General features: G+C 49.5%; 11 protein-coding genes. 2 read left to right on the forward strand and 9 right to left on the reverse strand.

The features are described from left to right. The first annotated feature begins 170 nt into the window (after window positions 1-170). Window positions 171-818, forward strand: coding sequence for a YesL family protein (locus BO18_RS19885; RefSeq protein ID WP_034449117.1), 648 nt, complete (start codon window positions 171-173; stop codon window positions 816-818). A gap of 99 nt (window positions 819-917) precedes the next feature. On the opposite strand, the gene BO18_RS19890 is transcribed toward BO18_RS19885, so the two are convergent. The 6 genes from BO18_RS19890 to carB form a co-directional block, all read right to left on the reverse strand. Continuing rightward, on the reverse strand, window positions 918-1856 hold the full coding sequence (locus BO18_RS19890; protein ID WP_034449118.1) for a transketolase family protein: 939 nt from the start codon (window positions 1854-1856) through the stop codon (window positions 918-920). A gap of 2 nt (window positions 1857-1858) precedes the next feature. Further along, the gene (locus BO18_RS19895; protein ID WP_034449119.1) at window positions 1859-2698 is read right to left on the reverse strand and encodes a transketolase; all 840 of its coding nucleotides are present in this window, start codon (window positions 2696-2698) and stop codon (window positions 1859-1861) included. Window positions 2699-2798: 100 nt separating this feature from the next. Beyond that, window positions 2799-4307 (reverse strand): L-fucose/L-arabinose isomerase family protein, encoded by a 1509-nt coding sequence (locus tag BO18_RS19900; RefSeq protein ID WP_034449121.1) that lies wholly within the window; start codon window positions 4305-4307, stop codon window positions 2799-2801. Between the two features lies 1 nt (window position 4308). Further along, complete coding sequence (locus tag BO18_RS19905) at window positions 4309-4974, reverse strand: DUF4867 family protein (RefSeq protein ID WP_034449123.1); 666 nt, start codon at window positions 4972-4974, stop codon at window positions 4309-4311. After that, window positions 4968-6431 carry a xylulokinase gene (gene xylB, locus BO18_RS19910; RefSeq protein WP_034449125.1) on the reverse strand — a complete coding sequence of 488 codons (1464 nt, stop codon included), beginning with the start codon at window positions 6429-6431 and terminating at the stop codon, window positions 4968-4970. The genes BO18_RS19905 and xylB overlap by 7 nt, the downstream gene beginning before the upstream one ends. Before the next feature lie 419 nt (window positions 6432-6850). Beyond that, entirely contained in the window at window positions 6851-10063 is a 3213-nt protein-coding gene (gene carB, locus BO18_RS19915) for a carbamoyl-phosphate synthase large subunit (RefSeq protein ID WP_034449127.1), read from the reverse strand. A 66-nt stretch (window positions 10064-10129) separates the two neighbouring features. Between carB and BO18_RS33185 the strand changes: the two genes are divergently transcribed. Continuing rightward, window positions 10130-10822, forward strand: a complete 693-nt coding sequence (locus BO18_RS33185) for a thermonuclease family protein (protein WP_051688989.1) — start codon at window positions 10130-10132, stop codon at window positions 10820-10822. On the opposite strand, the gene BO18_RS19925 is transcribed toward BO18_RS33185, so the two are convergent. The 3 genes from BO18_RS19925 to fliB are packed head-to-tail and all read right to left on the reverse strand — an operon-like array spanning window position 10823 to window position 13511. Beyond that, window positions 10823-12241, reverse strand: coding sequence for a hypothetical protein (locus BO18_RS19925; RefSeq protein WP_034449129.1), 1419 nt, complete (start codon window positions 12239-12241; stop codon window positions 10823-10825). 20 nt (window positions 12242-12261) lie between these two features. Then, on the reverse strand, window positions 12262-12591 hold the full coding sequence (locus tag BO18_RS19930; RefSeq protein WP_034449131.1) for a cupin domain-containing protein: 330 nt from the start codon (window positions 12589-12591) through the stop codon (window positions 12262-12264). A 59-nt stretch (window positions 12592-12650) separates the two neighbouring features. Beyond that, the gene (fliB, locus tag BO18_RS33190; RefSeq protein ID WP_051688990.1) at window positions 12651-13511 is read right to left on the reverse strand and encodes a flagellin lysine-N-methylase; all 861 of its coding nucleotides are present in this window, start codon (window positions 13509-13511) and stop codon (window positions 12651-12653) included. Window positions 13512-13844 lie beyond the last annotated feature (333 nt).

Raw genomic sequence — 13844 nt, forward strand, 5'->3', positions numbered from 1 at the left:
TGCATAAATTCTAAAATTCTCTTTCGCATTTTCTACAAGGCTTTCCCGCCGTGTTTGTGCATAAGGCTAAAACTCATACAGAATCCGATCCTTATGACAGGATAAGCAAGAAGAATATTTATATGGTATTATTTCGTATATTTATTATATAGAGCAATTTGGAGATAGATATGGCTTCTTCTTTTTTCAGTCCCAAGAGCACCGGTACCAGATTACTGACCGCGATCTGCAACCTTATAATCGTTAATTTTCTGTTTTTAATAACATGTATACCGATCTTTACCATAGGCGCATCCATCACGGCACTCTACAGGATAACGATCGCAATACTTGCCGGCGACAATCCCGCCGTCTTAAGGGATTACTTCAAATCCTTCAGAGATAACTTTATTAAGGCAACCGCGCTGGAACTGCTCTATGCCGCACTTCTTGCATTCTTCGGCTTCGAGATCTATATGGTCAACACCATGATGGATCCGAAGTACTCATGGGCACAGTACCCTGCTTACTTCTTCGTGGCAGCGATATTCGCTTCCGCTTGCTATGCCTTCCCTCTCCTGGCCTGGTTCGAGGAAACGTTCAAGCAGATACTTAAGAATTCACTTCTTATCGCTCTTTCGAATATCCCGGTCACGATCATGTTCATCGTAATAACCGGAATACTTCTCTTCCTTACATATCAGTTCACCGTCATCATGATGAGCGGTCTGATGTTTATCGGCATCGCCGTCATTGCGCTGTTCTATTCGCTGTTCCTCAAGAGGATATTCGAGAAGTTCGGCGCCAATATCTCTTTCAAGGAAGAAGAGGAAAAATAAGTCCTGGTACAAAGACTGATCAGCAGACATGAAAAAGGAGCTGTCCCTTAAGCGGTAACCGCTATGAGACAGCTCCATGTTTTAAGTATAAATAACTTATCAGATCTTAGCTTTGATCTGGTTGTAGATTCCCTCTGCGTCAAGCTGGAATTCCTTCATGAGGGCGCCGGCCGGACCGCTCTTACCGAATCTGTCATAGACGCCGATCTTTGTAACCTTTACAGGATACTCTTCAGCAAGAACATCGCATACTGCGCTGCCCATACCGCCGATAACGGAGTGCTCTTCAACTGTGAATACTCTGTTTGTCTTCTTGGCGAACTCAAGGATCGTATCCTTGTCGATGGGCTTGATAGTGTGGATGTTTACGACTGCAGCATTGATGCCGTCAGCTGCGAGCTTCTCAGCTGCGCCAAGTGCCTCAGCAACGCAAACGCCGCAAGCGAAGATGACCATGTCTGTGCCGTCCTTGAGGACAACAGCCTTGCCTACTTCGAACTTGTAGTCGGGATTGTCGTTGATTACCGGTACTGCAGCTCTTCCGAATCTCATGTAGAAGGGACCCTCTGTCTCAGCTGCCGCGAAAACTGCTGCCTTAGCTTCGATGTCGTCGGAAGGAACGATGACTGTCATTCCGGGGATCGTTCTCATAAGAGCGATATCCTCTAAGCACTGGTGGGAAGCTCCGTCCTCACCTACCGTGATGCCGGCATGTGTAGCGCCGATCTTAACATTGAGGTGGGGATAACCGATTGAGTTTCTAACCTGCTCAAAGTTTCTGCCTGCCGCAAACATAGCGAAAGAAGAAATGAACGGGATCTTGCCGCATGTGGAAAGACCGGCTGCGATGCCTGTCATGTTTGCCTCTGCGATTCCGCAGTCGATATGACGATCCGGGAATGCCTTCTTGAATGTGGAAGTCTTTGTTGCGCCTGCGAGGTCAGCATCAAGAACTACCACATTGGGGTTCACTTTGCCGAGCTCTGCGAGTGCGTTACCATAGCTCTCACGTGTAGCGATTTTTACTATATCTCCCATGATCATACCTCTGCTTCATATTTTGCTAACTGCTCATCAAGCTCTTTCATAGCCTGCTCGTACTCTTCATCAGAAGGAGCCTTGCCATGCCATCCTGCCTGATTTTCCATGTAGGAAACGCCCTTGCCCTTGGTTGTCTTCATGATGATAGCCGTAGGCTTGCCCTTGCATTCCTTAGCCTTTGCGAATGCATCCCTGATCTGGTCGAAATCGTGACCGTCGATGCAGATCGTATTGAAGTTGAATGCTTCGAGCTTCTTGTCGATCGGATAAGGTGAGCAAACGTCGTCGATCTTACCGTCGATCTGAAGTCCGTTGTTATCGATAACTACTGTGAGGTTGTCGATACCCTTAGCGCCTGCGAACATGAATGCTTCCCAGATCTGCCCTTCCTGGATCTCACCGTCTCCTGTAAGCGCATAAACTCTGTAGGAATCGCCATTAAGCTTAGCTGCGAGAGCCATACCTACTGCAGCGGAAACGCCCTGGCCAAGTGAACCGGTGCTCATGTCTACGCCGGGAGTCTCTGTCATGCAGGGATGTCCCTGGAGGTAAGAACCGAGCTTACGGAGTGTCTTAAGGTCTTCAACGGGGAAGAATCCTCTGTTTGCGAGTGTGGAATAAAGACCCGGAGCTGTGTGTCCCTTGGAGAGAACGAATCTGTCTCTGTTAGGATCTTTCGGGTTCTTAGGATCAATGTTCATTTCTTCAAAATAAAGAAAAGTGAACATATCTGCAGCGGAAAGTGATCCGCCCGGATGTCCGGACTTTGCACTGTGAACTGCTTCAACGATTCCCTTGCGAACTTTTGTCGCTGTGATTTGAAGTTCTTTGTTGTTCATTTTAGGTTTTCCCTTTTCATAATGTTTTATTCTTCAAGCTTGAGACATACGGAAGGGCTTGACCCATAGATCAAGCCCCACCATACATATCCAAACTATATCAGTTGAACGGTGCGTTGAAAGGATTTTCCTTCGGATATCTGTCGCCCTCAGGCTTGTTGTAGCCGATGTCGCAAGGGCAAATGCCAAGATATGTGAAGAGGTTGTAGAGAGCCTTTCCATAGTGGCCGAAAGCAACTGCGCCATGGTGAGGGAAGTTCTTCTCGATAAGGAAGTATCTGTAGAATCTGCCCATTTCCTTGATAGCGAAAACGCCGATGCCGCCGAAGGACTTAGTAGCAACAGGGAGAACCTCACCCTCTGCAACGTAAGCTCTGATCTGGCCGTCAGATGTGGACTGCAGTCTGTAGAATGTGATGTCACCGGGAGCGATGTCGCCCTCGAGAGTACCGTTTGTAACCTCTACAGGGAGAGCACGAGCCATGATCATCTGGTTCTTCATCTCGCAGAAAGCAAGCTTCTTGGAGCATGTGTTACCGCAGTGGAAGCCCATGAATGTATCTGTGAACTTGTAATCGAACTTGCCTGCGATGGACTCGTCGTACATGTCGTGAGGTACGGAGTTGTTGATGTCGAGGAGAGTAACGATATCTTCAGAGATAACATATCCGAGGTACTCGGAGAGGCAGCCATAGATATCAACTTCGCAGGATACCGGGATACCCATACCTGTCAAGCGGCTGTTTACATAGCAAGGAACAAACTTGAACTGTGTCTGGAATGCAGGCCAGCACTTACCGGCGATTGCAACATACTTCTTTGAACCCTTGTGAGCCTCAACCCAGTCAAGGAGTGTGAGCTCGTACTGAGCGAGCTTCTCTAAGATCTCAGGCTTCTTGTTGCCTGCGCCAAGCTCTGCCTCCATCTCTGCAACCTTTGCAGGGATTCTCTCGTCGCCTTCATGATTCTTGAAAGCTTCGAAAAGGTCGAGCTCGGAGTTCTCTTCGATCTCAACGCCCATTCTGTACAAAGGCTCGATGGGAGCGTTGCATGCGAAGAAGTTCTGCGGACGGGGACCGAAAGAAATGATCTTGAGGTTCTTCATAGCGTCGAGAGCTCTAGCTACGGGGATGAACTCGTTGATCATGTCAGCGCACTCTTCAGCGTTTCCTACAGGATACTCAGGAATGTAAGCGTTTACGCCACGGATTTTGAGGTTGTAAGAAGCATTGAGCATACCGCAGTAAGCGTCGCCTCTGCCGCCAACCAGATCATTCTGTGATTCTTCTGCAGCTGCGCAGAACATAACGGGGCCGCCCCACTGCTGAGCGAGCATTGTCTCAGAGATCTCAGGTCCGAAGTTTCCGAGGTAAACGCAAAGAGCGTTGCAGCCTGCAGCCTTGATGTCTGCAAGAGCCTGCTGCATGTGGATCTCGGACTCAACGATGCAGATAGGGCACTCATAGATGTCATCAGCACCATACTTCTCGGTATAAGCCTTAACAAGAGCCTTTCTTCTGTTTACGGAAAGTGATTCCGGGAAGCAGTCACGGGATACTGCTACGATAGCGAGCTTAACGTCGGGTGCGTTAAATAATTTCTTTGACATGTTAGATTTCCTCCATCTGTTTTTTTGTCACGTTGACTTCAATATTAGCACCAATGAGTCCGGGGAAATGTCCCTTCTCACCGGGAGCGTCGGGATGAGCGATAAGCCACTTGTTCTTTGCCGTAAGGAGCTTATCTTCGCTGTCTGAAACTGCCAGACAGTCGATGTGTTCTTCTTCGAGATCGAAATTCGTGCCCATGGGAAGGATTACGCCTACCATGAATCCGTCATTCTCGATGCCGCAGGGTGCATAGTGAAGTGTTGTTGCATAGAGCTCAACAGCTGTTCCCTTGCGGATGTGGAATGCTTCGATCTTTGAAGTGTCATATGAGAAATCGTCTGTTACGTCCTGCAGAGAACCCAAAAGAAGGATGCAGTCTGTAGCGCAGACGTTGATCTCTGAAGATCTGTGATACTCGACAGCATTGAGAAGAGAGTTGTGACCTGCACAATAACCTGTCTCAAGTGCGAGTTCGCCGCCGAAGAGTCTTGTAACGTCAACCTTTGCGGATGCCTCCTCGAGAGAAGGGACCGAAGGCTCGTAAGCCACGCCCTCAGCGGGAAGTGCGATCTTACCCAGTGCTTCGATAACGGGTGCAAAATCGATGTTCTTGACGATTCTTCCATACTTTTTGAAATTAGAAGAAGTTGCCTCGTAAATTACCATATACCTGCCTCCTTACATGCGGGATAGATTTTTGAGAACTCTTTATATCTCTCGTCATATTTAGCAACGAGCTCAGGATCGGGAACTACGGAAACGTGCTTGACTACCGTAGCGGCACATGCGTCAGCAACTGATGCATACTCACCGCAAGCAACTGCCGCAAGGAGAGCACCGCCCATTGCAGGACCTTCGTCGTTCTCTGTCTGGGTAAGTTCGATGCCCAGAACGTTGGATACGATCTTGCACCAGAGCTTTGACTTTGCGCCGCCGCCGCAGATGGAGGAACTCTTGATGTCGAGGCCCATCTTCTTGGCGCACTCAAAAGAATCCCTGAGAGCGAACGCAACGCCTTCCATGACTGCAAGCGTCATGTCTTTTCTTGTTGTATCCATGGACATGCCGATGAACATTGCACGGCAGTCGGGATTGTTGAGAGGAGATCTCTCGCCCATGAGATAAGGCAGGAAGAAGATCTTGTTTGTTCCGAGTGCATCAAGGCCTTCCTGTTCCTTTGCGTAGTCGGAAGTGCCGATGATCTCGTCCATCCACCACTTGTTGCAGCTTGCAGCCGAGAGCATGCATCCCATGAGATGGAATCCGCCGTCAGCGTGGTCGAAAGCGTGGAGAGAGTTAGCTTCGTCGTTCTTGAAAGAATCGGAAGAGATGAATATCGTTCCGGATGTTCCGAGAGAGATATTGCATCCGCCGTTGCCGATGATGCCCATACCTACTGCAGCGGCAGCGTTGTCGCCTGCGCCTGCAGCGATGATGCACTCCTTGCTGATTCCGAGCTCTTCCGCGATCTCGGGAAGGATCTTGCCGATAGGCTCATAGCTCTCATAAACCTCAGGGAGCCACTCGGGCTTCATGTCGAGGATCTTAAGCATCTCGTCAGACCACTTTCTGTTCTCGCAGTCGAAATAGAGCGTGCCGGAAGCATCAGAAACGTCCGTGGCGAAAACACCGGACAGTCTGTATGCAAGATAATCCTTGGGGAGCAATACCTTTGCGATCTTTGCAAAGTTCTCAGGCTCGTTCTTATGTACCCACATTACCTTCGGAGCCGTAAAGCCGGCGAAAGCAATGTTGCCTGTGTACTTGGACAGGTTTGCCTTGCCGATCTCATTATTGAGATAATCCGTCTCAACCTGGGATCTGCCGTCGTTCCAGAGGATAGCCGGTCTGATGACCTTGCCTTCAGCATCGAGGAGCGTAAGTCCGTGCATCTGGCCGCCGAAGCTGATGCCTGCGACCTCATTGCCGTCGATACCCTCGATGAGCTTCTTCAATCCCTTGAGGCTGCCTTCGAACCAATCCTCAGGATTCTGCTCTGACCATCCGGTCTGGGGGAAATTTACGGGGTAACTCTCAGAAACAGTTCTGACGATCTCTCCCCCGCTCTTCATCAACAGAAGTTTTACCGCTGATGTGCCGAGATCAATTCCAATGTAATACATATGAACCTCCCGATTCGCTTAATAGTACAAATAACATACTAAATGATTGCTTTTCAAAAGACATTTACCATTTTGCAAATATTATTCAAAAAAAGTTATGCGTGTTCAACAAATTCAACACTTATTGCGAATCCTGTTTTTCGACGCCACGTGAAAACGTTCGAATGACATCACTCAATAATATCAAGGGTTTCAGCGGTTTTTACTGTGCGCATCAGCCGCTCTGATGCACAAAAACGGCTTTACATTTCTTGCGGGTGAATACAGCAAGATTTGTTAAATAAGCAAGATATGAATATTGAGGCAATTTTGAGTGAAGAAACCGCCGCGAAATGAACTGAAACCATGACGGAAGCATGCATGAAAAAGGCTGCCCCGTAAAACGGAACAGCCTTTGGAAATAACCTGATAACAGAAGATTACTTGATGTCTGCGTGATAATCCTGAAGCGCCTTGACCTCGAAGACTCTCTCCTTCGCAGCCTTGATGCCCTCTGCGCAAGCCTTTGCGGCAGCCATCGTGGTGATGTAAGGGATGTGCTGGCGGATGGCATCCTTACGGATGTAGGAGTCATCGTGAGCTGACGTCTTCCCTGCCGGCGTGTTGATGACAAGATCGATGTCACGGTTGAGGATCATATCTCCGATGTTAGGTCTGCCCTCGTAGAGCTTCTTAACCTTCTCTGCCTTGATGCCGGCCTTGACGATCATGTCATAGGTGCCGCCGGTCGCAAGGATCTTGAATCCGAGATCAGCAAATGCCTGTGCGACATCGACCAGATCAACCTTATCAAGATCGCTGACAGAGAGCAGAACTTTACCTTCCAAAGGAAGTTCTGTCTTTGTTGCTTCCTGAGCCTTGAAGCATGCTTCGCCGAAGTGGCTTGCAAGTCCTAATACCTCACCGGTGGATCTCATTTCGGGTCCTAAGATCGGGTCTACTTCCTGGAACATGTTGAACGGGAAGACTGCTTCCTTAACTCCGTAGTGAGGGATGACCTTGTCGTGGAGTTCCGGTACGGGTGAAGGTCTGCCCGTGAGATGGCTTGTCATGATATCCGTAGCGATCTTGACCATGTTGGTGCCCGTAACCTTGGAAACGAGCGGAACGGTTCTTGATGCACGGGGGTTAGCCTCGAGAACGAAGACAACGCCGTCCTCGATCGCATACTGCATGTTCATGAGACCGACAACGTTCATCTCGACAGCGATCTTTCTTGTATATTCCTTTATTGTCTGAACGATCTCGGGAGAGAGATTCTTTGAAGGCAGGATGCACGCGGAGTCACCGGAGTGGATTCCGGCAAGCTCGATGTGCTCCATGACTGCGGGAACATAGCAGTTCGTGCCGTCGGAGATAGCATCTGCCTCGCACTCTGTTGCGTGGTGCAGGAAACGGTCGATGAGGATGGGTCTGTCAGGTGTAACGCCTACTGCGGCATTCATGTAGACTCTCATCATCTCGTCATCGTGAACGACTTCCATTCCGCGTCCGCCGAGGACGTAAGAAGGACGTACCATTACGGGGTAACCGATCTTGTTTGCGATGGCGATTGCCTCGTCGGCATTGACGGCCATGCCTGCCTCAGGCATCGGGATGCCAAGACGGTTCATCATGGCGCGGAAGTGATCTCTGTCTTCTGCGAGGTCGATCGTCTCAGGTGTGGTACCGAGAATGTTTACGCCGTTTGCCTTAAGGCTTGCCGCAAGGTTCAGAGGTGTCTGGCCGCCGAACTGCGCAATAACGCCTAACGGCTTTTCCTTCTCATGGATAGCGAGAACGTCTTCCAGTGTCAGAGGCTCGAAATAGAGCTTGTCGGAAGTATCGTAGTCTGTGGATACCGTCTCAGGGTTGCAGTTTACGATTATGGATTCGAAGCCGAGCTTCTTGAGAGCGAGTGCAGCGTGAACGCAGCAGTAATCGAACTCGATACCCTGGCCGATCCTGTTCGGGCCGCCTCCCAGGATCATGATCTTCTTGTTGGAAGATACGGGAGACTTGTCTTCGATATGATAGGAAGAATAATAATATGCGGCATCCTGTGTTCCTGAAACATGAACGCCTTCCCAGGCTTCCTTAATGCCGTATTCATAACGTGCACGGCGGATAAGGTCTTCGGAAACGCTAAGGAGCTGAGAGAGATACTTATCAGAGAATCCGTCGAGCTTTGCCTGGCGGAGAACCGGCTCGGAAGGTATCCTTCCGGCACCCTTGATGAGTTCTTCCTCTTCCTCAACCAGTTCCTTCATCTGCTCGATGAACCAGTGCTTGATCTTGGTAAGCTCATAGAGTTCTTCAACTGTCGCACCCTTACGGAGTGCCTCATACATGATGAACTGACGCTCGGAAGAAGGCTGTGTAAGCTTGAGCATAAGTTCTTCCTTGGAGAGTTTGTTGAAATCTTTTGCAAAGCCCAGACCATATCTGTCTTTTTCAAGGGATCTGATCGCCTTCTGGAAAGCTTCCTTGTATGTCTTGCCGATGCTCATGACCTCGCCTACGGCTCTCATCTGTGTACCAAGCTTGTCCTGAGCTCCGTGGAACTTCTCGAAAGCCCATCTTGCGAATTTGATTACGACATAGTCGCCGTCCGGATAGTACTTGTCGAGAGTGCCGTACTTGCCGCAAGGGATCTCATCAAGCGTGAGACCGCACGCGAGCATTGCGGAAACGAGTGCGATCGGGAAGCCCGTTGCCTTGGAAGCAAGAGCTGAGGATCTTGAAGTTCTCGGATTGATCTCGATAACCACGATCCTTCCCGTCTTCGGGTCGTGAGCGAACTGGCAGTTGCAGCCGCCGATAACCTCGATCGCCTTAACGATCCTGTATGAATAATCCTGAAGGATCTTCTGGACATCTTCAGAGATAGTGAGCATAGGTGCCGAGCAGAATGAGTCGCCCGTATGAACGCCGATAGGGTCGATATTCTCGATGAAGCAGACCGTGATGACGTTGTTCTTTGCATCTCTTACAACTTCGAGCTCGAGTTCTTCCCATCCGCTGATGGACTCTTCAACGAGTACCTGATGGATCATGGAAGCTGCAAGACCTCTCTCTACGACGACCTTGAGCTCATCGATATTGTAAACGAGGCCGCCGCCGGCGCCGCCCATCGTATATGCCGGTCTGATAACTACAGGATAGCCCAAGTCCTCTGCGATCTTGATGGCCTCTTCTACAGAGTATGCCTCATGTGATCTCGGCATCTCGATACCCAGTGAAGTCATTGTCTCCTTGAACTCGATCCTGTCCTCACCTCTCTCGATAGCATCGACCTGTACGCCGATTACCTGTACACCGTACTTCTCGAGGATTCCAGCCTTGGAAAGCTCCGAGCAGAGGTTGAGACCTGACTGTCCGCCTAAGTTGGGGAGAAGCGCATCCGGGCGTTCTTTCGCGATGATCTGCTCCAAACGCTTAACGTTGAGCGGTTCGATGTAAGTCCTGTCGGCGACATCCGGGTCGGTCATGATGGTCGCGGGATTGGAATTGACAAGGACGATCTCGTAACCGAGCTTCCTCAAAGCCTTGCACGCCTGTGTTCCGGAATAGTCGAATTCGCAAGCCTGACCGATGATGATAGGACCTGAACCGATAATAAGGATCTTATTTATATCTTCTCTCTTTGGCATATTTACGCCCCCTTCTTAAGCCCTGATGAAATTTACTAGACAGAATTCTAACACAGAATTGTAACATTGAGGGAACGTCTTTGCACTTTTTATTTTATTGATTACAATACACTCATGAAAAAATACGGACTTACAGTCAACAGCGGGCTTTCCCGCACCGCAAAATGCAGAAAAGGCGGCGTGCGTGCACGCTTTTTACCTGCCGCCGCGCTGGGTATTGCCCTTTCAGCCCTGGCTCTGACGGGGTGCTTTGATCCGCTCCCCCAGCAGACCGTTTACCGCGAGACCTCCGATACCGTCGCTTCCGTCTATTCCGAAAACGACGTCGGCGGCATGGACCTGCCATTCGGTGTCACCCTTCAGGTCGACCCGTCCGTTCTGGTCCCGTGTGAACTCGAGCGCGTGGTGGACGGCGACACGATAATAGTCCACAACCCGGAGGGCAAACGTTTAAGAGTCCGTCTCACAGGCATCAACGCTCCCGAATCAGTCCATGAGGACGAGAGCAAAAATACCGACGAAGGCCGTGAAGCATCCGCATTCATGAAGGACCTTATGTCTGAGATCGATATCGTCTATCTCGAATACGACGTGGAAGAGTTCGACCAGTACGACAGAACACTCGCCTACGTCTGGATCGACACAGGCGATACATACATCATGGTAAACGAGATAATGCTCGCGACAGATCACGCCGAACCCGTCTACATCGAACCAAACCTTAAGTACGCCGACGACTTCAGACAGTATGAGGGATGATCACTCGTATCCCTTGCGCTTCATGCGCTTGTAATCCTCATCATCCGAATCGTAATCGCTCTTTGACGTGCCGAAGAACCGCGGATCGAACTCCGTATTTCCGGACGCGGGCGATACAGGCGAACTGTTCTGCACGGGCTTCTGAGCCACGGGATATTCCGCCTGCGGATATTCTGCCTTGGGATACTCCGCCGTAAGAGGTGTTTCCGCAGCCTTGGTCTTTTTGAAGTTCTTTACGAAAAAGTTGATGATGGTAACCGTTATTATCGTTGTCCAGACCAGACCGAATATCAGGAGCATTATGCCGAAGCTGCCGTCGCCGCCCGTAGCGAGCATTCCGGCTGCGGTCGCTATCATTACGATGCCTGCTATCACGAACGGGATAAAGAACAATAAGCTGAAGATCTTAACGCCTTTCGGCATCGGAGCTGATTCAGACGGAGTATAGCTGAACGACCTGGAAGAATAATTCGGACCGCTGTAAGTTTCCGTATGAAAACCGGCGCTTACGCCACCCGCGGAAGCCTGAGGCTGGTCATCAAGCGGAACCTCAACATAATCAACATCTTTGTCTCTTTTATACTGTTTGATGGTAAGTATCAGAATGGGCACAAAGATACCCGCGATAAAAAGCAGCGGCAATACTGACCCGATCAACTGGAATATGCCTGCCGGGGAACCGGGATCCAGTTTGCTCTCCGCATCCTTGATCGAATGGCTGAACGCTTCGGAAAAAGCAGTTCCGGGATCGTAACCTCTTTCAAGCGCTTTCATGACGGCCTTTCCGAAACTGCGGAATTCGGATTCCGTCAGGAAAGGATCCGTCTCGTCACCCTGAACGGCTTCCCAGGAGTAATCAGGGACACGGATCTTACCTTCATTTAAAAGCTCCATGTCTCTGTACGGCACGGAATACACGATCACGAAGTGCTGTTCATCTCTGAAATTGTCAACATATTTATCGTAAGTATAATCTTCAAGGTTTCTGTAATCGATTTCCCAATCCTCGTCATAAACAGTGTATATAACGGGACATATTCCGGTCAGGTCGCAATATTCATTGATCCTTTCCTCGAGTTCATCCTCATCCTTGATGGCACCGATGTCATCATGAACAGCGGGCATGTCCAGATAATGCGCATTGAGTTTTTTCGGAATCGAAGAGAATATACCGATTCCGGTCATTCCGGTAAAAACGGCAGCCATGACCGCGATTACCGCTATCGTTGATCTACCTGTCTTCCTCGGCATTGAACTAGCATATATATACTCATCCTCACTGCCGTAACGGTGGTGTTTCAGATAACGTCTCGAGCCCGGAAAATAAGTCCTTGATATTCTGTTAGAACTGCTTCCCCCGTGCGATCCACCGCCGTGGAAACCGCCACCGTGGGAACCTCCTCCCGATGAATGTGGCATCCTCTATCCCTCCGTTTTATTTACTGCTTAGGTACTACCGCATAGAAAACAAGATCGGCATTCCCGTCATTTACGAGTGAATGTGAATGTCCCTCAGGGCAGTAGTGGCATACGCCCGGTCTTACTCTCATTTCGGAATCATCGTATATGACCTTGCCCTCGCCTTCGAGGATGAAGATCATCTCGCAGTTTCCCTCGTGCATGTGGTAGCCGATCGAGGCACCTGCCGGAAGCTTTCCGTGCATCATCTTGTTGACGCCGTCTGTGAAGACCTTGTTGTAGAAGGTCCCCTCTCCGCCCTTAAAACCGGGATTTGCAGTCCATTCCATCTCATTGAAGCTGTTTACCATAAAAACCTCCGAATATGCTTGTTTTAAGCTTTTGTAACATTGTTACACTGCCATGTCAGTCAGTTTAGGAACCTGTCGTGGTGCACATAAAATGCGTATCTTCTGAGTATATCCATATTTTCATCCGAATACTCGATCTCGGAAGAGAACATCCTCGCCGCCTCATAGACATCGCACCCCCTGGCAACAAGATCTGCCAAAAGACCTACAGATTCACTGATCATTTCTTTCCATCCCCTGCAATAAGCGTAACGGTAGCTAAGGTAAGCCGCGAAGTTTATAAACTCTTTGCCATGAGCGAGTATGGTTTTTCTCCTCTCATCAAAACTTACCGGATCATCTTCTACAGTCTTTAGAAGTCTTAGCCATTCAGGATCCATTATCTCAATGCTCCTGAAAAACTCCGCCCGGCTTGATGACAGGGCGACTGGGGTTATCCTTGCCTCGCAAAGCCGTTGGGCTACGGAGAGGTCCTTATCAAATAAGACACTGACATAGTCGGGTGTGCCTATATCCTCACCATCTTCCGATACCAGGGTAAATCCGTTCTCACGGCTCAATATGATCCTGCAGGCTTCTTCGCACGTCAGACCTATTCCCGCCTCACAATATTTCTCACCGTCTTCCGACTCACCGAAATCGTAGAATCTGGGGTGTTCCCTGCAGATGTCGCAAAGATAGTCCTCGCCATGTTTTAATATCATCTCGCAGAGATTGTCATCTCTTAAGAACGGGCACCTTTCGTCCTCTTTCAGCCTGAAACTCCCGTCGGAGATCTCGGGTGCAATATCGGGATCCTTACCGAAGCGTTCAAGCGACTTTTCATCTATCTCGATAATCCAGCCCCTGCAGCAGGTGTGTCTGCACTCACCTGCTTTACAGTGAAAATCTTTATAGTAGTCCGGCCAGTAAGTCTTCACCTTTTGTCTCTCCCTTTATTCATTCCAAAGAAAATTATACCACGGGCGGACATTTTTCGGGTTCAGTCAGTAACCGCCGCCCATACCGCAAGCCGGTGTTTTACTTGTAATGCTCTGCGTGTATAATTTCCTGTGGCAGAAAGAGAACGCTGTTTACGCGCCTGTGGCGGGTCCGGCACGAACCTTTTACCGGCTTCGCAGGCAGCCGGTTCGTGTACGATCTTGTACATCCAAGTATTTACTTGGATTTAATGATTTCTCTTTCTGCTTTTCTTTTTCAGCAATTCAAGAGAACGGGCTGCCTCAATCAAGACAGCCCGTAATGTTTGAGAT

Source organism: Butyrivibrio sp. AE2032, from assembly GCF_000702965.1.